Raw genomic sequence first — 20,414 nt, 5'->3', positions numbered from 1 at the left:
ACAAGCTGCGCAGCAGCGCTGATCCGGGATCCATTCCGGAGCCTGTCCGAATTAACGTTCCGGCATGGATCCCGGGTCTCCGCTGCGCTGCGCCCGGGATGACAGCGGAGGATAATGTCCCATGACCACCGAACCGATCCTGATCTGGGGCGCCGGCGCGATCGGCGGGACGCTCGGCGCCTACTGGGCCCGCGCCGGCATCCCCGTGCTGCTGGTCGATATCGTGCCCGATCATGTCGAGGCCTGCCGGACGACAGGGCTTTCGATCACGGGGCCGATCGACACTTTCACGCAGGTCATCCCCGCCGTCACCCCGGCCGAGCTGACCGGGACCTACAAGCGCATCGTGCTCGCCGTGAAGGCCGGCGCCACCGACGAGGCGGTCGCGGCGCTAGAGCCCCATCTCGCGCCGGACGGTTACGTCCTCTCGGCTCAGAACGGCCTGAACGAGATCGCCATCGCGGCCGTCGTCGGAGCGGGGCGGACGATGGGCTGCTTCGTCAATTTCGGTGCCGACTGGCATGGGCCGGGCGAGATTCTCTACGGCAATGAAGGGGCCGTCGTCGTCGGCGAGATCGACGGGCAGATCACGCCGCGCGCGATCGAGATGCACAAGCTGCTGCTCGTCTTCGAGCAGAAGTCGATCCTGACGACCAATATCTGGGGCTATCTCTGGGGCAAGCTCTCCTATGGCGCGATGCTGTTCGGCACCGCGCTGACGGGCGATTCGATGTCGGCGAACTTCGCCGATCCGGAGCGCCTCGTGGTCTGGCTGGCGCTCGGCCAGGAGGTCGCGGCGGTGGCGGCGGCGCGCGGCGTCAAGACGCTGGGCTTCGGCGAGTTCGACCCGATGGTGTTCGCGCCGGGCCAGCCGGAATATCCGCAGATCGAGACCATCGCCTGGCTCGCCGACTACACCTCCAAGACCGCCAAGACCCATTCCGGCATCTGGCGCGACCTCGCGGTGCGCAAGCGCAAGACCGAGGTCGATCCGCAGATCGGCATCATCGCCGCGCTCGGGCGCGAGGCCGGCGTGCCGACGCCGGCGGTCGAGACGCTGGTGACCCTGATCCACGACATCGAGGACGGCCAGCGGCCGCAATCCTTCGAGACCCTGAAAGTGCTGATCGACCGATGCAAATCCGTTTTGACGACCGCGTAGCCCTCGTCACCGGCGCCGCCCAGGGCATCGGGCGCGCCATCGCCACCGCCCTGGTCGAGGCCGGCGCCACCGTCCATCTCGCCGACATCGACGTCGAGGGCGTCGCGGCCACGGCGGCCGCGATCGGCGCCGTTCCCCATGCGGTCGATCTCGGCTCGGCCGAGGCCGCGGCCAAGCTCGTCGCCGACATCGTCGCGCAAAGCGGCCGGCTGGAGCTTCTGGTCCATGCGGCGGGAGGCGTGCGCGGCCAGGTCGGGCGTCCGATCGAGGCGATCTCGGAAGCCGACTGGCGGGTGATCTTCGCGGCCAATGTCGATTCCGCCTTCTTCCTGGCGCAGGCGGCGGCCCCGGCGATGAAGGCCTCCGGCCATGGGCGGATCGTCACGATCTCCTCGGGCGCGGGCCTGCGGCCGAGCCTGACCGGCATCCAGGCCTATTCCTCCGCCAAGCATGCGCTGGTCGGGCTGACCAAGCAGCTTGCCTGGGAGTTCGGGCCGCATGGCATCACGGTGAATTCGGTGGCGCCCGGCTTCGTGCGCTCCAACCCCGCGACCGAGCGGCAATGGGAGAGCTATGGGCCCGAAGGCCAGAAGCGGCTGATCGAGGGCATCCACACCCGCCGCCTCGGCACGCCCGCCGACATCGCGGCCGCCAGCCTGTTCTTCCTGAGCGAGCAGGCGGGCTGGATCACCGGGCAGGTGCTGTCGGTGGATGGCGGGCGGTCCTGAGACCGACCCTCAATCCGGAATGCGCGCCAGATCCGCCAGCCAGGCGGCGCCCGAGGCGTCGCTGGGAGCGCGCCAGTCGCCGCGTGGCGAGAGCGAGCCGCCCGAGGAGACCTTCGGCCCGTTGGGCATGGCCGAGCGCTTGAACTGGCTGGTCTCGAAGAAGCGGCGGACGAACACAGTCAGCCATTTCTTGATCGTCGGCAGATCGTAGGCGAGCTGCTTGGCCGCCTCCATATGCGGCGGCCAGCCGCCGCGCGCCGCATCCGCCCAGGCATGGTGCGAGAGGAAGGCGATCTTGCTCGGACAGAAGCCGTAGCGTGTCGTGTAGAACAGGTTGAAATCCTGCAGCGCGTAGGGGCCGACGAAATCCTCGGTCTTCTGGCTCGGTCCCTCGCCCTCCCCCGGCACCAGCTCAGGCGAGATCTCGGTGGCGAGGATGGCCTCCAGCGTCGCTGATGCCTCGGCGCCGAAGCGCTCCGTGCGGGCGACCCAGCGAATGAGATGCTGGATCAGCGTCTTCGAGACCGAGCCGTTGACGTTGTAATGGGACATCTGGTCGCCGACGCCATAGGTGCACCAGCCCAGCGCCAGTTCCGAGAGATCGCCCGTGCCGAGCACGAGGCCGTTGTTCTTGTTGGCGAGGCGGAACAGCAGCGAGGTGCGCGCGCCCGCCTGCACGTTTTCAAAAGTGATGTCGTAGACCGGATGCCCCTCCGCAAAGGGGTGGCCGATATCGACCAGCATCTGCCGGCAGGCCGGGGTCATGTCGATCTCGGCGGCGGTGACGCCGAGCGCCTTCATCAGCCGCCATGCATTGGTCTTGGTGCCCGCACTCGTGGCGAAGGCCGGCAGCGTGTAGGCGAGGATGTTCTCGCGGGGCAGTCCGAGCGCATCCATCGTGTCGGCCGCGACCAGCAGCGCCTGCGTCGAATCGAGCCCGCCGGAGACGCCGATGACGATCTTGTCGACGCGGGTGCTCGCCAGCCGCTGGCGCAGGCCATGCGACTGGATGTTGTAGGCTTCAAAACAGAGCTCGTTCAGCCTGGCATCGTCCGACGGGACGAAGGGAAAGCGCTCGATCTCGCGGCGCAGGCCGAGATCGCGCTCGCGGTCCGGCTCCAGCGCGAAGGCGATGCGGCGGAAAGCGAGCCGGTCGCGCAGCGCGTCGGCATTGTCGCCGAAGGTGTTCATGCGCAGCCGGTCAAGCGCCAGCCGCTCGAGATCGATATCGGCCAGGATCAGCTGTGGCTCCGCGGCGAAGCGCTCGGTCTCGGCCAGCAACGCGCCGTTCTCGTAGATCATGGCCTGTCCGTCCCAGGCGAGATCGGTGGTCGATTCGCCGGTGCCTGCCGCAGAATAGGCATAGGCCGCGATACAGCGGCCGGAATGCGCTTTACAAAGCGTGTGGCGCCAGTCCGACTTGCCGATGGTGACGTTGGAGGCCGAGAGGTTCAGCAGCACCGTCGCGCCGGCGAGCGCCGCGAAGGAGCTCGGCGGCACCGGCATCCAGACATCCTCGCAGATCTCCATATGGAGCGTGAGATCAGGGACGTCGGACGCGGTCAGCAGGATGTCGGTGCCGAAGGGCACTTCCTGGCCGCAGAGCCGGATCGACGTGACGCCCGCGCGCTCGCCCGAGGCGAACTGGCGACGCTCGTAGAACTCGCGATAATTCGGCAGATAGGTCTTCGGCACGATGGCGAGAATGCGTCCGCGATGGATCGCGACCGCGCAGTTGAACAGCCGTCCCTCGATACGCAGCGGCGCGCCGACGACGGCAACCGCGCGCAGATTGCGGCTTTCCTCGACCAGTGCCGCTACCGCCGTCAGAACCGCCTCGAGCAGCGCGCTCTGCAGCAGCAGATCGTCGATCGCATAGGCGCTGAGGCCGAGTTCGGGGAACAGCACGATCGAGGCCCCGCCCTCATCCGCCCGGCGCAGCAGCTGCAACGTCTCGTCCAGATTGAAGGCTGGATCGGCTACCTTAAGGCGCGGCGCGGCGCAGGCGAGGCGGATGAAGCCGTGGCTGTGGAGGTTGTGGAAAGCCATCTCAGTCCCAACCCCCTAATCATGCTCATCGACGCCGCAACCAAGCGCCTCGGGACAGGAGCTAGCCATTGATCGCGTCAGTCATCCGCGGGCGCAATAACCGGTGCGCGTCCAATCGGATAATACCTCTTGAACCCCGCAGCCAGCACGGCCGCGCCATCATACATGTTGCGGGTATCGATCAGGATCGGCTGCGCCATTCGCTTCGCAACCGCGCTCATCTCATAGCTCCGGAATTCCGGCCAATCGGTCAGGATGACGAGTGCCTCGGCGCCGTCGACGGCTTCCAATGGATCCACATGGTGGATCAAATCCGGCAGATCAGTGCTCAAGCTACGCGGATTGGAGGGATCGTGCCCGTGGACACGTGCACCGAGCGCCTGCAACAACGGCACAATGTCAAGGCTGGGGCTTTCGCGCATGTCGTCCGTGCCACCCTTGAAGGTCAAGCCGAAGATGGCGAGCTTCTTGCCTGCCAGGTTTCCGCCGCACAGGCTGGCAATTCGCCCCGCCATCGCACGCTTGCGCGCATCGTTCGCCGACACCGCCGACTCCACGGTCCGAACTTGGGAACCGAAATCCTGAGCCGTTGCGATCAGGGCCTTCGTATCCTTCGGAAAGCAGGAACCTCCCCAACCAGGACCGGCCTTCAGGAAGGCTTTGCCAATGCGCGCGTCGAGCCCCACGCCCGTCGCGAGCACCTCGACATCAGCGCCAACCTTTTCGCAAAGATCCGCAATTTCGTTGATGAAAGTCACCTTCACCGCGAGGAAGGCATTGGCTGCGTACTTGATCAGCTCCGCGGTCTCAAGCCCGGTCACCAAGGCCTTGGCGCCCTTGTCGGTCAACGGCTTGTAGATACGCTCCAGCACCTCGATCGCCGACGCATCGTCGGAACCGAAAACGATGCGATCCGGCTCCATGAAATCGGAAATGGCCGCCCCTTCGCGCATGAACTCGGGGTTGGAGGCGACGCTCACGCGATGGCGAGGCTGCAAGTCGGTGGCCATGAGGTTAGCGAGCTTGCGGTTCGTCCCGACAGGAACTGTCGACTTCGTGACGATAACCGTCGGCTTGTCCACCTCCATCGCCACGTCAAAAGCAGCTTTGAATACGAACCGCAGATCCGCGCGCCCGCTGCCTGTCTCCGAAGGCGTACCGACGGCAAGGAACACGGCGTCACGCCCCTTCACACTCGCAGACACATCCGTGCTGAAGCGGAGCTGGCCCGCGGCGACATTCGCACTGACCAACTCGGCGAGGCCCGGCTCGTAGATCGGCATCACGTTGCGCCGCAGGAGCTCGACCTTGGCTTCATCGCGATCCACGCAAATGACGTCGTGCCCCATCTCAGCGAAGCACGCGCCAGTAACCAGGCCGACATAGCCCGTGCCAATCATCGTGATTGCAACGCTCATCGTGGAGTTCCCGATATCCAAATGCGAGCCAGAACGCCGCGGTTAGGCCGCCAGCCGCTCGATAAAATGCTCAATCGTTCGTGATAGCCCCTCGCGCAGGCTTATCTTCGGCTCCCAGCCCAACAGCTCTCGCGCCAGCGAGATATCGGGTTGACGCATCTTGGGATCGTCGACCGGCATGGGCTTGTTGACGAAGACAGATTTCGATCCCGTCATCGACAGCACCAACTCGCCGAGCTCCCGGATCGTGAACTCGCCCGGGTTGCCGAGGTTGATCGGTCCCGTCACCTCGGCAGGGCTCCGCATCAACCGGAAGAACCCTTCAACGAGGTCGTCGCGATAACAGAATGACCGCGTCTGCACGCCGTCGCCATAGAGCTGCAATGGCAAGCCGCGAAGCGCATTCACGACGAAGTTGGAAACGACACGACCGTCCATCGGGTCCATGCAGGGCCCGTATGTGTTGAAGATGCGCGCAACCTTGATCGAAACCCCATGCATGCGCGCATAGTCGAAACACAGGGTTTCCGCCGCTCGCTTGCCTTCGTCATAACACGCGCGCGGGCCGATCGTGCTCACGGCGCCGCGGTAGCTTTCGATCTGGGGATGAACTTCCGGATCCCCATAAACTTCGCTCGTCGACGCTTGGAAAACGCGCGCTCCAGTCACTCGCGCTTTCTCCAGCACAGCCTGCATGCCGACGACGTTGATCAGCATGGTTCCGATCGGGTCAGCCTGGTACTGCGGGGGCGAGGCAGGGCATGCGAGGTTCCAAATCTCGTCGGCCGGCCCGTCAGGCAGAGCCGACCTAACATCGCCCTCGATGAACCTGAAATCGGGATTGCCTGTCATATGCGCGATATTGGCGACGCGACCCGTCAGCAAATTATCCAGGCAAACGACCGACCTGCCCTCTCCAAGCAGCCGCTCACACACGAGGCTTCCGAGAAACCCCGCGCCGCCAGCGACGATCGCGATTGATTTTGCAGGCATTCCGCCCCCTAAGAAGCTCGCATCACGCCGGCTTCATAGTCACGCGACTTGTCGATGTAAAGCTCCACCCCTCTCGCGCAAAAAATTCTCGCTCCATTTGAATTTACGTAGCATCTAAACACTAATTACTATGTACAACCCCATAGCGATTATGTCTTCATTACAATTTCTGAAATTCAAATAAGAAATCGCCCAGGACAACGCTTTAGTCAACCATGGGAGCCATTCTCTTGACAGGAGTGGCCGATCATCGCAAAGCAGCGCATTATCTTTCAGTGCCTTCGTTGCGCCGGCCCCTGCGACGTAGCAGGGCACTGCGATGCAGGTAGCGTCCCAATTGTGCCACGCGTGGTCATGATCGATGGTGGCCGAGGTGAGTTTGATGAGCGACATGAACCAAGGCGTTGATGCACTCGAGATTTCCAAGATCATCGCCCCCGAGATCAAGTTCGATGAATTTTACCAGATCATCGAGAGCCTCGCCGCATCAGAGAATCTGACTCACGTCCTCGAAATCGGCTCTTCGGCGGGCGGAGGAAGCACCGAGGCTTTCGTGCGGGGCCTGTCCAGGAACCCTCATCATCCGAACCTCTATTGCATCGAGATATCGAAGCCGCGCTTCAAAGTGCTCAAGGAGACCTACGCGGACAAGGTTTTCGTGCATTGCTACAACCGCTCGACGGTAACGGTTGAGGATTTCCCACCGCCGGAAGCGATCAGCGCCTTCTATGAGGCGGAGGATTCCGGCCTTAAGAAGTTCCCCCTGGAACTCGTCCAGAGCTGGCGCCTGCAAGATATCCAGTACGTCCGCGACGCAGGCGTGGAGGCCGGCGCCATCGAACAGATCAAGCTCGATCATGGCGTCGACAAGTTTGACATGGTGCTTATCGACGGATCGGAATTCACCGGCACGGTCGAGTATGAGAAGGTCCGCGGCGCGCGCCTGATCCTTCTCGACGACACCCACACTTTCAAATGCTGGGATGTCCGTCGCCAGCTGCTGGCGGATCCCGCATACGAGATCATCGCCGACAATCAGATGCTGCGAAACGGCTTTTCGGCCTTCCGCCGCCGCCCGCTCGGCAAAGTCCCCTGCGAGAGCCTACCGATCCACTTCTTTACGATCGTGCTCAACGGTGAGCCGTTCATCCGTTACCACGAGCATGTCTTCAGCGAACTGCCGTTCGGTTGGCACTGGCATATCGTCGAGGGCGTCGCCGATCTGAAGCACGACACGGCGTGGAGCATTGCCGGTGGCGGCAAAATCTCGGCGAGCATTCACGACAATGGCCGCAGCAATGACGGGACGTCGGCCTATCTCGATGACCTCGCGCGGCGTTTTCCGGAGAACGTGACCATTTACCGTAAACCACCCGGCGTGTTCTGGGACGGCAAGAAGGAAATGGTGAACGCGCCGCTGCCGAATATCGACCAGGCGTGCCTGCTCTGGCAGGTCGATAATGACGAGCTCTGGACCCTTGAGCAGATCAAGACCGTGCATCGCATGTTTGCCGACAACCCAGACCGTCACGCTGCGCGCTACTGGTGCTGGTATTATGTCGGGCCGGACAAGATCATCAGCACCCGCTACAACTACGCACAGAACCCCGAACAGGAATGGCTGCGGACTTGGCGCTTCGTACCCGGCGCGATATGGGACGCGCACGAGCCGCCGATCCTGGTCAGGACCGAAGGCGAAGGCGCCGAAGCCCGCAAGCTCGATATCGCCGGCCAGAACCCGTTCACGCATGACGAGATGGAGCGCGCCGGCGTCGTGTTCCATCATTTCGCCTACGCGACGCCGGCGCAGCTGTCCTTCAAGGAACAGTATTACGGCTACAAGGGCGCCACGGAGATGTGGCGCAACCTGAACGAGCAGACCGGCCCGGTCCTGCTGAAGCATTATTTCGCCTGGGTCAGCGACAACACGATGGTCGACTCGCCTGCCTTCTACGGCGTGGAGCCCCTGGCGCGACCAGATGCAGCGACCGGCGCTTGGCATTTCGATGGCCGCGGCGTCGTGAATCCCAAAGCCGGAAAGAACGCCCGCATCGTCGTGGACGGAATTTTCTGGCAATACCTCTCGTCGGGGATCGGCCGCGTCTGGGAGAACATGCTCTCCGAGTGGGTGAAGTCCGGCTACATAGACAATGTGGTCGTGCTCGACAGAGCCGGCACAGCGCCCCGCCTTCCCGGTGTGCATTATTGGTCGATCGCGCGTCATGACTATGCGCACACCGCGCGCGACAGCCAGTACCTGGAACAAGTTTGCCGCCAGCTCGGCGCCGACCTCTTCGTCTCGACCTACTACTCGTCGCCGCTGGAGACGCCTTCGTTCTTCAGCGGCTACGACATGATCCCCGAGATGCTGAAATACCCGATGGATGACGAGACCTGGGAGGAGAAGCGACGCTCCATCCTTCACGCCTCGGCGCATTCCATGATCTCGTCGAACTCGGCGAAGGACCTAGAGCATCTCTATCCCGAGATCGCGCGAGGCTCTACGCATGTCGTCTACGTCGGCGCGGCCGACGTCTTCGCGCCGCCGGCAGAGGAGACGATCGAGGCGTTCAAGATGGCCCATGACCTGGTGGGCAAGCCATATGTCGTCATGGTCGGCGAGCGGCTCGGTTATCACGGCCACAAGAACGGACTTCTCGCGGTCAAGGCGCTCGCTCAAATTCCAGCCGCGCAGCGCCCCATCCTGGTCTGCGTCGGGGGCCATGAAATGATCGAGCCGGCGTTGCTCCAGGCAGGAGCGGGCGTCGAATTCCGGCGTATGAAGCTCTCTGACGCCGACTTGGTCGCGTGCTACGGCGGTGCTCACGCCGTGCTCTATCCCTCTCTATACGAAGGGTTCGGCATGCCGCCCCTCGAAGGCATGGCGTGCGGCACTCCCGCGATCGTTTGCCGCAACTCGTCGCTGCCAGAGGTCGTCGGTGAGGCGGGCATCTATGTCGACGAGAACGACCCGTCGGACATGGCCCGTACAATCCTATCGCTCTACGATAGCGGCGTCAGAGCCGACTTGATCCAGAAGGGCAAGGCTCAGGCCGCCTCGTTCAGCTTCCACAGAATGGCCGAGGAAATGGCCAAGGCCCTGGATGAAACCATCGTCAAGCTCGACAGGCGCGAGGTGCCGCGGCCAGGCCCGGCATGGAAGGAGCTCCGCGCGATGCAACGCGCGATGCAGGAACAAGGACTTTCGATCGCCTCCGCGCGTGTTGACACAAGCGCCGATGGCGCGAACTCCCGTGCGGGAGCGATGCATGTTGCCCATAGCCAGGCCCTTCAGAACGCGTTGTCCGAAATGGCGGCAATGAGGAATAGCCCGTTCTGGAAGCTGCGCGACGTGATTGTTGCCGCGTTGCGCAAAGCTGGCCTGAGAAACCGCTGATAACGATTCGTTCCACGCCGTCGAGCATGTGAGAGATTGAAATTGCTATCGGCATTGAAGAAAAAGCTAACCGGTTGGGAAGACCAGTTGGCGACCGTCGTGCAGCAGACCGCAGCGATCTCGGAGCGGGTGGAAGCACTTGGCCAGAAGGTTGCCGCTGTTTCCATCAGGGCGGATGAGCAAAGCGGTGAGTTGAAGCAGATTGCGGCCACCATGTCGCGAATCCAACGAAGCGTCACCCACCTACAGCAGTCACTGAATCGGCAGAACGAGGCGGTGAATCTGGCCTTCAAAAGGATCATTCCTCCCGACGGCAGTCAATGGGATCGCGGCATGAAATATCGCGAGGGCCTGCGAGCGGTCGGTGTACTGAATTACGAGAATTCTGATATCAGTGGCGAAAGCCGCTTTTTGAACAGGTTTTTCGGTGAATTTCCACGAGCGCTCGTTATAGATGTGGGGGCTAACAGCGGGCAGTTCTGCGAGCTGGCGCGCGGCATCGGCGCCGATGCGACGATTCATTCCCTCGAGCCGCATCCGGTGTCGTTCGCCACTCTGAAGGACGTCGCCGGCCGTTTCGATGTAACTGCGCATCAACTCGCGCTGGGAGACCGCGATGGCGAGATCGAAATCTTCGACTATGAGGACGAGCAGGGCTCACAGCACGCGTCTCTCTATCGAGAAGTCATCGAAGGCGTGCACCACCGCAAAGCAGCGCCGACGATGGTGCGGTGTCTGACGCTCGACAATTTCGCCGCTGCTCAGGGCTTGAACCATATCGGCCTGCTCAAGATCGACACCGAAGGGCATGAGCTCGCCGTGCTGCGCGGTGCCAAGGCGCTGCTCGAGGCTGGCAAGGTCGATGTCATTCAGTTCGAGTTCAATGAAATGAACGTCATCGCCCGAGTGTTCATGAAAGATTTCTTCGAAATGCTGCCGAACTATCGTATCTTCCGGCTTCTTCCGGATTCGGTACTAGAGTTCGCCACCTACGATCCGACCTTCATGGAAGTTTTCGCGTACCAGAATATCGTCTGCGTACGCAGAGACATTGATACGAACTGGCTCCAGTCGCAATAAAATGCAAGGTACAACGATCAACCGAGCGGAAGCCCAATCTCTTCCATCCTGGCGGCTTCTGCTCCAATATCGCAGCTATATCCAGAGCAACGCTCTGCAGGACTTCGTATATAAATACGCCGGCACCAGCCTGGGTCTGATGTGGAACGTCATCCACCCCATCATGCTCGTCGCCGTGTTCAGCTTCGTCTTCACGGTCATCATGCCCGCCCGCTTCCAACCCAGCGGCGGGCAAACGATCCCGTTCATCCTTTTCCTATGTTCGGGCCTGCTGCCCTGGCTGAGCTTCGTTGACGCGCTTCTACGTGGAACAGGGGCGTTCGTCGACAATGCAGGCTACCTGCGCAAACTGTCGATCCCCGAGGAGGTCTTCCTAGCACGGACGCTGGTCGGCTCGTGCATCCTGCTTTGCATCAACCTCGTGGTACTGATCGCCGCGGCGTTCCTCTACGGCTTCTGGCCACGCTGGACCTGGCTCCTCGTGCCCGTCGTCGGACTGCTGATGATGCTGTTCGCGTTCGGCATGGGGGCCCTGCTCGGCACGATCAACGTCTTCGCACGGGACGCGCACCAGATCGTCACGATCTCGACCCAAGCCTGGCTCTGGCTGACGCCGATCACCTATGCCAGTACGGCGATGCCGTCATGGCTGCATTCTGCACAGTACGCCAACCCGGCTTTTCCGTATATCGAGCTCATCCGAGAACAGTTCATCTACGGCCGCCCCGGCCCCATCAGTCTCTGGATCGCAGCGCTGCTCTGGGCTGTCGCTGCGCTGGCTGCAGGCAATCTTGTGCTCAGCCGCTTCCGGACCGACGTTAGAGATGTGCTGTGACGCAGACAGTCGTGCGCGGCGACGGTATCGGCAAGCTCTATCGCGTTTACCGCAGCGCGATCGACAGGCTCGTGCCGTCCTTTCTCAATCCCGGCCGGCGGCCGCCCATCGAAATCTGGTCGCTGCGCGATATCGATCTCTCCGTGCCCAAGGGAGCCTGCCTCGGGGTGATCGGGCGCAACGGGGCTGGCAAGTCGACCTTGTTGAAGGTGCTGACCGGCGTGACGCGCCCCACCGAGGGTGAGCTCGTTCTCGACGGCAGCGTGCTCGCGCTGCTCGAGCTCGGCGCAGGGTTCAATGCGGAACTGACGGGCCGCGAGAATGTCGTCGTCAGCGCCACGCTTCTCGGCGTCGCGCCGGCGACCATCCAAGCGAAGTTGGCCGAGATCGAGGCGTTTGCCGACATCGGCGCCTACTTCGAAAAACCCGTGAAAACCTATTCGTCGGGAATGTTCGTCCGCCTCGCCTTCTCGCTCTATGTCAATCTGGAGCCGGATGTGCTGATCGTCGACGAGGCACTCAGCGTCGGTGACTTCTTCTTCCAGCAAAAATGCGCCAAACGCATTCGCGAAATCAAGGAGCGCGGGACGACGATCGTGTTCGTCAGTCACGATACGTCAGCCGTGCAGGAGCTTTGCGAGGAGGTGATCATCCTCGAAAAAGGCAAGGTGGTGATGCGCGGGACCGCAAGTGATATGGTCTCGCATTACCATACTTGCGACGGTTACGACGATTCGGCCGTGGACGGAGCGATATCGGTTATCAAGGCTGAACCTAACATTGCGTCCGAGGAATTCATGGCGCAAGCCGCGCTCATAAAGGCGGACGATGTGATCGCTACGGCGCCATCCACAGGTGGCACGGCGCTGCGACTGCTCGGTTTGCGTATGACCGACACAGAGGGCCAGTCGGCTCAGACCTTCAAGACGGGCGACCAGCTAATCATTCAGGCACTGATACGTGGACAGCGGACCGTGCGATTCGCAAACTTCGGCGTTCAGATCGCAGACAGCGACGGTCGTGCCATCTGGGCGGCCAGCACTACGAACCAAAAGCTACGCTTTGGCGAGGTGAATGTCGGCGACGAGATGATCGTCGATCTGTCGCTCGAACTCCAGCTTCCTCCGGGCCGCTACGTGTTCAATTTTGCGGCCGGCGAAGCCGATCCAGACGATGCAAGCAATCCGGTCTGGCACGATACGCGCGTGAACGCTGCGACCATCTCAATCGTTGACAATCCCATTTTCGCCCACCGGCGTGGCATCGTGTTCACGCCCATGTCCTGCAGGGCACTGTGATGGCCCCGCCCACCAATCTGCTCGACGCGGGGGAACATCACGCCCAACCGGCGGTGAAGGTCGAGAACGTCAGCAAGTGCTTCCGAGTTTGGCCTGGTCCGGGCGCGCGCATCGCTCACGGGCTCTTCGGCGCCCCACAAGACAAATCGACGGCATCCTGGGCGCTTCGGGACGTCAGTTTCGAGGTGAAGCCCGGTTCGGCTTATGGTGTGGTAGGCCGTAACGGCTCGGGCAAGAGCACTCTGCTGAAGATCGTCTGCGGCGTGATGCAGCCGACAACCGGCTTCACCGAGACGCGCGGGCGCGTGCTCGGATTGCTCGAACTCGGGGCCGGGTTGAATCTCGATTTGACAGGTCGGACCAATGTCCATGTCTCGTCAGCATTGCTCGGTTTCCCGCCAGACTATGCGCGCGACCGCATGAGGGACATCGAGGCCTTCGCCGACATCGGCGAATTCTTCGATGTCCCGATGAAATTCTACTCCTCCGGCATGTTGGTCCGGGTCGCGTTCGCGCTCTACGCGTTTCTGGAACCGGATGTCCTGATCATCGACGAGGCTCTCAGCGTCGGCGACTACTTCTTCCAGCAGAAATGCATCGCGGCGATCAACCGATTGCGGGACGGCGGCGCGACCATGCTTTTCGTGTCCCATAGCATCGGAACCGTAAAAACGATTTGCGATCGTGCCATCGCGCTCGACGGCGGACAGGTGATCGCCGAGGGAAATGTCGATGCCGTCGCCGATCTTTATCTGCGGCGTGAGCACGGACCCACTCCAGCGGCTCCTGGCGACGAAGCTCCTGCCGCGACGAGAACGGCCGCCGCCATCGTCGGCAACGCCCTGAGCGGAATGGTGCTACCTCCTCCCGATACCTGGTCAGTCGTGGCTGCGCGTTTTCTCGACGCGAAAGGACATTCTGCCTCGCTCTTCGAGATGCGGGCTCCGGCGCAGATTGAGGCCGTGATCTATGGCCCGCCGAAGACCGGCCTGCCACGGCTACAGGTCGACATTGTCGATCGGCTGGACCGGGTGGTATCGGGGCAGGTCTTCGAGCTGGAACATGCGACCCGCGTCCCGCTGGCGGGCGCCGAGGCAGTGGCTTTGCACATCGACCTGCCGATGGAGTTCGAGCATGGCGCTTATGCCGCGCGCATCGCGCCACTTACCGAGGCCGGAGACCTGCTTGGCGAGAGCTGCCAGACCGAGACTGTCCAGGTCTTTCATCGAGGCGTGTACCCGGAGTACTACTGTATCGCGAACTTGCCTGCGCGCTACGGCATGAGACGATCTTGAAGCGTTGGGGAGTCTCCGCAACCATAGCACGCCCTCCGCGATGGGAGCCTTGCGCAAACGCCACAGCTGATCCGGATCGTGGCACGACATAGCAGCCAATTGATCCCTGTGGGGCGCCTGCTCGTCAGCCCCGCCAAGAAGACAGGGGCTCTCCCGCGTGCCCCGGCCCGGATGGGCTTCGGCGCCGGACATTGGCCGCAGCGACGGACAGCGCATTGCGCGACATCCCTTCGGATCGCTGATACTGACTGGGTGACCTTTCCGGCCCCGGGGCCACAGCCTGGACACGAACAGGACCTGAGAATGCAGATCGACCAAAGCGCTGCGCTGATCATCGGCGTTTCAGGCCAGGATGGGGCCTATTTGGCCGACCTTCTCCTAGCGCGCGGCCTGTCCGTCCACGGCTCCTCCCGCGACAAGGAAAGCGCAAGCTTCGCCAGCCTCAAGGCGATGGGCATTTTTGAGGGGGTACGCCTTCACTCGGTCGCCCCCGATGATTTCCGCAGCGTGGCCGCCATTCTCAAGGCGGTCAGGCCACGTTACATCTTCAACCTCGCCGCTCAATCGTCGGTCGGCCTCTCCTTCGAGCAGCCGGTCGAGACGATCGACAGCATCATGCATGCGACGATCACCATCATGGAAGCCGTGCGCTTCCTCGGCCTGGATTCCCGCATCTACAACGCCTCATCCAGCGAGTGCTTCGGCAACACCAACGACAAGCCGGCCGACGAAACGACGTCGTTCAGCCCGCGCAGTCCTTATGCCGTCGGCAAAGCCGCGGCCTTCTGGGCTGTCGCGAATTACCGCGAGGCGTACGGCCTTTTCACCTGCTCAGGCATACTGTTCAATCACGAGTCGCCGATGCGCCCGAAGCGCTATGTGACCCAGAAGATCGTCCATGGAGTTCTGGACATCCGTGACCGGAAGACGGACATCCTGGAACTCGGCTCCCTCGATATGTCGCGGGACTGGGGATGGGCGCCGGAATATGTCGATGCCATGTGGCGGATGGTCGACAGGGATGTACCGGAGGATTTCGTCATCGCCACTGGTGAGACGCATTCGCTGCAGGACTTCGTTGCTGCGGCATTTTCCGCCGTCGGCTTGGACTGGCGCGAGCATGTGCGGATCAGCGATGCATTCCGCCGCCCCACGGATATCATAATCAGCCGCGCCAATCCCGATAAGGCGAAGCGGCTGCTTGGCTGGACCGCAGAAACACGGATGTTCGATGTCGTTGAGAAGTTGCTCGCGGCGGAATCTGCCCGCCGCGCCGCCGCACGGTGACGCCGAAGCGGAAGATGCTTCCCCTATAGCCCCAGCCTGAGACGCGCCTCCGCGCCAGGAAGCCGGGGGCTGCGAATTGTCCACCAGTCGTCCATCTGGACGAGGTGGCGTCGCGGCCAACGGATTTGGGACGATGCCATCATCATGGCTGCGGGAAAACGTTGCCACCACCGCTTCGTCGTCCAGAAGGCTCTGGCCCGCTCGACCTCAAGCCATGCACCGAGCCTTCGTTCAGCGATCGGATCGAGGACCCGCGTTCCGACAAATTTGGCATCGATCACTTGTGCGGCGCAGTCGACCGCCGGGAAATTGCTCCTGCGCTCCCAAGCGACCAGCGCACCGCAGACATCCGCGACCTCCAGCCGTCCGCCCGCGAGGGCGAAACGCAGGAACCAATCCAGGTCCTCCAGCCTGCGCAGCCGTCGATCGAAGGGACCGACTTTCTGGAAAAGATCGCGCGGCATAATCGCCGTCGACCCCGGACAGAACCAGCAGCCGCTAGCGAAGTCGGCCGGATCCGAAGAGGGCCGCGGAATGCGCGTCCTTGGCTCGCGTCCAGATCCGAGAGGAACGTCCTGCCAACCGCAAACCACGGCCAGCATCGGATCGCCTGCGCGCAATAACGGCAATTGTGCTGCGAGTTTGCCCGGCAGCCACGCATCGTCGGAATCGAGGAAAGCGACGAGGTCACTCCTGCTTTCGTCGACCCCTGCCTGGCGCGCCCCGGCGGCACCGAGGTTCGACGGCAAGCGCAGGCATTTCACCCGCCCAGCGAGGATATCGGGAATATCGAGCGCGATCGGCTCCGGCGAACAGTCATCCACCACGATGACCTCGTCGATCAGGGTGGCCTCGTCCGCGAGCGAAAGGAGAGCGTGATTGACCTGATGCTGCCGCCGGAAGACCGGGATCACAACCGACACCTTCATGCGTTGCAACTGTCCACCTTTCGCCCCCGCCGAGCCGCGCGCTCGTGGACATGCCGCCAGAGCTGGAGCGGCAAGCGTAGCGGCCAGATCGGGTCGCGTCGAAAGGCGCCGGTCGCGATTGGTATCGCGGCGCCGAAATTTCGCGCTCTCAAGACATGAACCATCGCATAGAAAACGGCCCATGCGTGCCAGCGCGCGTAAGCTTCTCGACGGACCTTGCCCGTGGCCGTCACAAGCCCGTCTGTGGCGGCAGCTAAGCAATCCGCTGTGAGGCGGCCTGTCGCGGAACGGCCTGACATTGTTAGCGACTGAGCGTGCTCTCGATAACGATAGAGCGGGTGATCGATCACCCGGTTCCTCGGCTTCAGCAGCAAAGCCCGAAGAAGGAAATCACGGTCGGCCACAAGCGGGAAGTGCTGGTTGAAGAGCCCGACCCGCGCCATCAGTTCGCGGCACATATAGCGGCCATTGATAATTGGAATGCCTGGCCCGATATCCTGCTCTCGCAATGCCAGAATTCGCGGGTCATCAACGATGCGCATCTCATTGTCCCATCCTTCGACCGCGAGCTCTACCGGTCCCGAAATCATATCGAGCGACGGAGCCTCTGCCAGCACATCACGCACTGCGGCGAAAGCTCCCAACGGAATCTCGTCGTCCGAATTCAGGATGCAGATAATCCTGCCACCCGCGCGGGCGACGCCCTTATTCCATGCATCGTAAAGGCCATCATCCGGCTCTCGGATGACGATCAGATGCGGGTAGGCAGCCAGCATTTCGACTGTGCCATCGGTAGACATGGCGTCGACGACGATGTGCTCGACGCCATTAAGCCCCTGTGCCAACACGCTGTCGATTGCGCGTCGCAGCATCTCGCGACGGTTGAGCGTAGCGGTAACAACTGAAATTTGCGCCGGCACGATTCGATGTACTCCTACGGTGCGGGCTTGCGGCGCGCTCACGGTTCAGCCTGTTCGTTCCCGTAGAGCGTTTCTTTGATCGGCAATCTTGAGATCGGCTCAAATCATCACTTAGGCAAGTCCCGCGAAATGTTGCTACGTCTCCGCCGGTGTTTCGTCTACGCCTTGAATGGGCCGTGAATGAAGATGTACATGTCGGTAAGGTAGGGATCGCGTGGATCGGTGCGCGCCGCCGTACGAACGATCCATTCACCATCCCCGCACCGCTTGACAGCCGTCGCGAACAAGGTGTTCTCCGTTTGCAGGAATAGTTGCGGGGCAAGAATGCCCTAAACGGCCCTACGGACCCCGACGGTGGCCGGATCAGCCCCTATCGCGCGCGCCGTAGAAGGACTTCCGCAAGCGCCGGATATGCATCAGCAGCTCCCGCCTCAGCTTCGGATAGATGCTCTCACTCAACCTCGCGGACAATGACGTGCCCAGCACCGGCAGAGAAAATTTGCCCGGGACGGTGGACCGCATCTGCAAATCCGGCGTCCCGCGCCCGTCGGCCCGCCAGAGCGCGGCTATTACATCCTCAAAATGCCGCTGCCATGAAAACTGCGCGACACGGCGTAACCCTTCCACAATAAGACGTGCCCGCAGCGCGTCATCTGTGCTGACCTGCCGGATCGCGGCTGCGATCGCGGTGGGGTCATCGCCCGACACGAGTATCGCCGCTCCGCCAGCGACCTCTGGAAGAGCCGAGCTGTTGGCAGCGATCACTGGGCAGCCCATTGCCATCGCCTCAACGACCGGCATCCCAAAGCCTTCATAGAGAGAGCAAAACACAAGTGCCCGAGCCCCAGCATACAGCGCCGGCTGATCTTCGCGAGGCACACGCCCCAGGAACCGAACATGCGCCGCCACAGGAGATTTGGCCGTGTCAGCCTTTAGTCGTTCGGCGAAACTGCCGCTATCTGCACCAGTACAGATGAGAAGAGGGGCATCTCCACCCTGCGCCAAAATGATCTCAAGCGCAGAAATAACGGCGGAATGGTTTTTGTGTTGCCAGAGCTGAGCGGGCAGCAGGCAGTAGGGCGTGTCACTGAGCCCATAGCGGGCCACAATTGCCTCTTCAGCAGATCTATCATTCTCCCTCTCGAAAACCGCGTCAGGGGCCAAATGCGCCACCAGGACCTGATCGGAAGGAATTTTCAAAATTCGGGCGATCTCGCTTCGACTAAAATCCGATATCGTTAAAAGCAATCTTGCGCAGCGCGCAGCCTCTATGCTGGCCTGCGCTCGGTCCTGCTGCTCCGCTAAGTCGAAGAGCTGTGGCAGGACGAAGTGCTGCAAGTCGGCCATCATAACGACGGTTGGGGTGCTCATCAGGTCCGGATGTATCCGGCCGTTCATGGCATATGCGATGTCAAAAATATCGCGATCGCAATCCCGTGCTTGACGTACTCCGATGCGCTGCAGGAGCCACGACATGTCCCACTGAAAGCTATCGCGCGACGTCAGACGGATATGTGCTGGCGCGATCATTCGCAACCGGCGCACAAGCTCGCCCGGAACGATCAACGTGATATCAGCGAATTCTCGGGCGCTAAATAAGCGCTCTAGAAAGCACCATGCCACGTTTTCCAGACCTCCCGCGGTCCCCGGTATCATCCACCGCAAATCGATGACCAGCCGCAGGGGCCTTGCCATTAGCCCATGTGTCTCCACACCATTCATCTTGGCACGAACCACCGCCATACGCGCCCCAAAGCGTATCGGCTGCGGGCGGGCAGCAGATTTAGAAGCCTGTCTCGCCAAGTCAGGCTTCTGATAAACCTGCCGATGCTGGAATTCTGAAGGTGTCCGCGTGACTGATCCAGCGCTGCACGCAGATGCCCGTTCTCGATTCGGGCGGCAAGCCAAGCCTCCTGCAGTAGCTCGATTCGTCGCTTGTCCCACTCGCGAGACGCATAGATCGGCGCAGATGCCTGAATTTGAAAAACCTCTGGCTGCCCCTTCTCCAATTGAGAAGAGGCACCGCCCTCTCGAAACGATCCAATTGCGCAATCAAGAGATTTTAATACTATATTATCGTCGCCTATTACCTTGATAAACCAATCGTAGTCCGCATGAAAACGATAAGAAAGATCAAATACACCGGTTTTTTCGAATACCGTTTTGCGCGCAAGGGTAGATTGGTGTGGAAGGCAGCCCGTAACCATGATTTCCGCAGCATGGCTGGGGCCCAGCGGTTTGTACACGACTGACGACCCCTTCAAAGGGCGAACCTCAAGCCAGCCATAATAAACGTCGCCCGCCGGATCTTTCTCAATCAAAGATACGGCGTCCGCCAATGCGCTGTCTGAGGCGAGAATGTCATCAGCGTTCAAAAAATAGATCAGGTCGCCAGTACTGAGCGCGATACCCTTGTTCATCGCATCGTAAATCCCACGGTCCGGCTCAGAGAGAATTCTCGCAACATGCGGGAATTGCCGAGCCACATCCACTGTTGCATCGGTGGAAGCGCCATCTACAATGATATGCTCGACATCGTGATAGGTCTGCCTCGCCACACTCTCGAGACACCCGCGCAACACATCGGAACAATTGTAGCACACAGTTATGATGCTAATTTTCATACAAATAATCCTCAACCGCGAATTTCAATCACCGCAGCATGATATTGCCGATTGAATTTATATCATTTCTATAATTATTTACAGTGATTACATTTTTATATACAGACAATTCTACTATAGATGGACGTTTCTTATAATTAAAATACCCATCGGAGCGCGCACAAAATCGAAAAATACATCTTCCGACGCAGCCAGGATGATTTCCGTTTTCACGCACATCGGAGAGCCGCCGCAATTGTGTTTTCAAAATTCGCTTCCGCGATGTCGAATTCCTGGTCAATGTAAGTGAATTCGTCTCCAGCCAGTTTTCGGTCTGTTCCTGTCGCAGCAGGTCGACATCGCTGCGGCCGGCCGTGACGATCTCGCAGTTCTCGCTCTGCAGGCGGCGCACCAGCGCCG

Annotated in this window: 15 protein-coding genes and 1 pseudogene; 8 read left to right on the top strand and 8 right to left on the bottom strand. The window is 61.3% G+C overall.

Features of this window, described 5'->3' with window-relative positions:
* Nucleotides 1-121 precede the first annotated feature (121 nt).
* Nucleotides 122-1,162 carry a ketopantoate reductase family protein gene (locus tag ACFPN9_RS22375; protein WP_377817624.1) on the top strand — a complete coding sequence of 347 codons (1,041 nt, stop codon included), beginning with the start codon at nt 122-124 and terminating at the stop codon, nt 1,160-1,162.
* Complete coding sequence (locus ACFPN9_RS22370; RefSeq protein ID WP_377817623.1) at nt 1,135-1,890, top strand: SDR family NAD(P)-dependent oxidoreductase; 756 nt, start codon at nt 1,135-1,137, stop codon at nt 1,888-1,890. Before ACFPN9_RS22375 ends, ACFPN9_RS22370 begins: the two co-directional genes overlap by 28 nt.
* Before the next feature lie 9 nt (nt 1,891-1,899).
* Here the strand turns inward: ACFPN9_RS22370 and ACFPN9_RS22365 are convergent, their stop codons facing one another.
* From ACFPN9_RS22365 to ACFPN9_RS22355, 3 genes are all read right to left on the bottom strand, one after another.
* The gene (locus ACFPN9_RS22365) at nt 1,900-3,939 is read right to left on the bottom strand and encodes an NAD(+) synthase (RefSeq protein WP_377817622.1); all 2,040 of its coding nucleotides are present in this window, start codon (nt 3,937-3,939) and stop codon (nt 1,900-1,902) included.
* 77 nt (nt 3,940-4,016) lie between these two features.
* Nucleotides 4,017-5,357: a UDP-glucose dehydrogenase family protein gene (locus ACFPN9_RS22360; protein ID WP_377817621.1), complete on the bottom strand. Its 1,341-nt coding sequence runs from the start codon at nt 5,355-5,357 to the stop codon at nt 4,017-4,019.
* 42 nt (nt 5,358-5,399) lie between these two features.
* Nucleotides 5,400-6,350 carry a UDP-glucuronic acid decarboxylase family protein gene (locus ACFPN9_RS22355; RefSeq protein ID WP_377817620.1) on the bottom strand — a complete coding sequence of 317 codons (951 nt, stop codon included), beginning with the start codon at nt 6,348-6,350 and terminating at the stop codon, nt 5,400-5,402.
* Between the two features lie 382 nt (nt 6,351-6,732).
* Between ACFPN9_RS22355 and ACFPN9_RS22350 the strand changes: the two genes are divergently transcribed.
* The 6 genes from ACFPN9_RS22350 (at nt 6,733) to ACFPN9_RS22325 (ending at nt 15,542) form a co-directional block, all read left to right on the top strand.
* Entirely contained in the window at nt 6,733-9,747 is a 3,015-nt protein-coding gene (locus ACFPN9_RS22350; RefSeq protein ID WP_377817619.1) for a glycosyltransferase family 4 protein, read from the top strand.
* Nucleotides 9,748-9,834: 87 nt separating this feature from the next.
* A complete protein-coding gene (locus ACFPN9_RS22345) occupies nt 9,835-10,827 on the top strand; it encodes an FkbM family methyltransferase (RefSeq protein ID WP_377817618.1) in 993 nt (330 codons plus the stop codon).
* A gap of 1 nt (nt 10,828) precedes the next feature.
* Nucleotides 10,829-11,662, top strand: coding sequence for an ABC transporter permease (locus ACFPN9_RS22340; protein ID WP_377817617.1), 834 nt, complete (start codon nt 10,829-10,831; stop codon nt 11,660-11,662).
* Entirely contained in the window at nt 11,659-12,960 is a 1,302-nt protein-coding gene (locus ACFPN9_RS22335; RefSeq protein WP_377817616.1) for an ABC transporter ATP-binding protein, read from the top strand. The genes ACFPN9_RS22340 and ACFPN9_RS22335 overlap by 4 nt, the downstream gene beginning before the upstream one ends.
* Complete coding sequence (locus ACFPN9_RS22330; protein ID WP_377817615.1) at nt 12,960-14,255, top strand: ABC transporter ATP-binding protein; 1,296 nt, start codon at nt 12,960-12,962, stop codon at nt 14,253-14,255. The genes ACFPN9_RS22335 and ACFPN9_RS22330 overlap by 1 nt, the downstream gene beginning before the upstream one ends.
* Before the next feature lie 303 nt (nt 14,256-14,558).
* Nucleotides 14,559-15,542: a GDP-mannose 4,6-dehydratase gene (locus ACFPN9_RS22325; protein ID WP_377817614.1), complete on the top strand. Its 984-nt coding sequence runs from the start codon at nt 14,559-14,561 to the stop codon at nt 15,540-15,542.
* Between the two features lie 23 nt (nt 15,543-15,565).
* On the opposite strand, the gene ACFPN9_RS22320 is transcribed toward ACFPN9_RS22325, so the two are convergent.
* The 5 genes and pseudogenes from ACFPN9_RS22320 to ACFPN9_RS22300 form a co-directional block, all read right to left on the bottom strand.
* Nucleotides 15,566-16,471, bottom strand: coding sequence for a glycosyltransferase family 2 protein (locus ACFPN9_RS22320; RefSeq protein ID WP_377817613.1), 906 nt, complete (start codon nt 16,469-16,471; stop codon nt 15,566-15,568).
* Nucleotides 16,468-17,391, bottom strand: coding sequence for a glycosyltransferase (locus tag ACFPN9_RS22315; RefSeq protein WP_377817612.1), 924 nt, complete (start codon nt 17,389-17,391; stop codon nt 16,468-16,470). The genes ACFPN9_RS22320 and ACFPN9_RS22315 overlap by 4 nt, the downstream gene beginning before the upstream one ends.
* A gap of 363 nt (nt 17,392-17,754) precedes the next feature.
* Entirely contained in the window at nt 17,755-19,086 is a 1,332-nt protein-coding gene (locus ACFPN9_RS22310) for a glycosyltransferase family 4 protein (RefSeq protein WP_377817611.1), read from the bottom strand.
* 23 nt (nt 19,087-19,109) lie between these two features.
* Nucleotides 19,110-20,015 (bottom strand): glycosyltransferase family 2 protein, encoded by a 906-nt coding sequence (locus ACFPN9_RS22305; protein ID WP_377817610.1) that lies wholly within the window; start codon nt 20,013-20,015, stop codon nt 19,110-19,112.
* Nucleotides 20,016-20,043: 28 nt separating this feature from the next.
* A pseudogene (locus tag ACFPN9_RS22300) lies at nt 20,044-20,414 on the bottom strand (hypothetical protein); the annotation flags it as partial.

Source organism: Allobosea massiliensis, from assembly GCF_042655245.1.
In the GTDB taxonomy this organism is placed as follows: Bacteria; Pseudomonadota; Alphaproteobacteria; order Rhizobiales; family Beijerinckiaceae; genus Allobosea; species Allobosea massiliensis.
The sequence above is the reverse complement of the archived record's forward strand: the minus strand, read 5'-3'. Positions and strand labels throughout refer to the sequence as shown.

What these genes read in the sequence shown, in the direction of transcription:
- ACFPN9_RS22325 (WP_377817614.1), top strand. Translation starts at nt 14,559, where the DNA reads ATGCAGATCGACCAAAGCGCTGCGCTGATCATCGGCGTTTCAGGCCAG.
- ACFPN9_RS22310 (WP_377817611.1), bottom strand. Translation starts at nt 19,086, where the DNA reads ATGGCAAGGCCCCTGCGGCTGGTCATCGATTTGCGGTGGATGATACCG.
- ACFPN9_RS22370 (WP_377817623.1), top strand. Translation starts at nt 1,135, where the DNA reads ATGCAAATCCGTTTTGACGACCGCGTAGCCCTCGTCACCGGCGCCGCC.
- ACFPN9_RS22365 (WP_377817622.1), bottom strand. Translation starts at nt 3,939, where the DNA reads ATGGCTTTCCACAACCTCCACAGCCACGGCTTCATCCGCCTCGCCTGC.
- ACFPN9_RS22375 (WP_377817624.1), top strand. Translation starts at nt 122, where the DNA reads ATGACCACCGAACCGATCCTGATCTGGGGCGCCGGCGCGATCGGCGGG.
- ACFPN9_RS22330 (WP_377817615.1), top strand. Translation starts at nt 12,960, where the DNA reads ATGGCCCCGCCCACCAATCTGCTCGACGCGGGGGAACATCACGCCCAA.
- ACFPN9_RS22350 (WP_377817619.1), top strand. Translation starts at nt 6,733, where the DNA reads ATGAGCGACATGAACCAAGGCGTTGATGCACTCGAGATTTCCAAGATC.
- ACFPN9_RS22320 (WP_377817613.1), bottom strand. Translation starts at nt 16,471, where the DNA reads ATGAAGGTGTCGGTTGTGATCCCGGTCTTCCGGCGGCAGCATCAGGTC.
- ACFPN9_RS22360 (WP_377817621.1), bottom strand. Translation starts at nt 5,357, where the DNA reads ATGAGCGTTGCAATCACGATGATTGGCACGGGCTATGTCGGCCTGGTT.
- ACFPN9_RS22340 (WP_377817617.1), top strand. Translation starts at nt 10,829, where the DNA reads ATGCAAGGTACAACGATCAACCGAGCGGAAGCCCAATCTCTTCCATCC.
- ACFPN9_RS22305 (WP_377817610.1), bottom strand. Translation starts at nt 20,015, where the DNA reads ATGAAAATTAGCATCATAACTGTGTGCTACAATTGTTCCGATGTGTTG.
- ACFPN9_RS22355 (WP_377817620.1), bottom strand. Translation starts at nt 6,350, where the DNA reads ATGCCTGCAAAATCAATCGCGATCGTCGCTGGCGGCGCGGGGTTTCTC.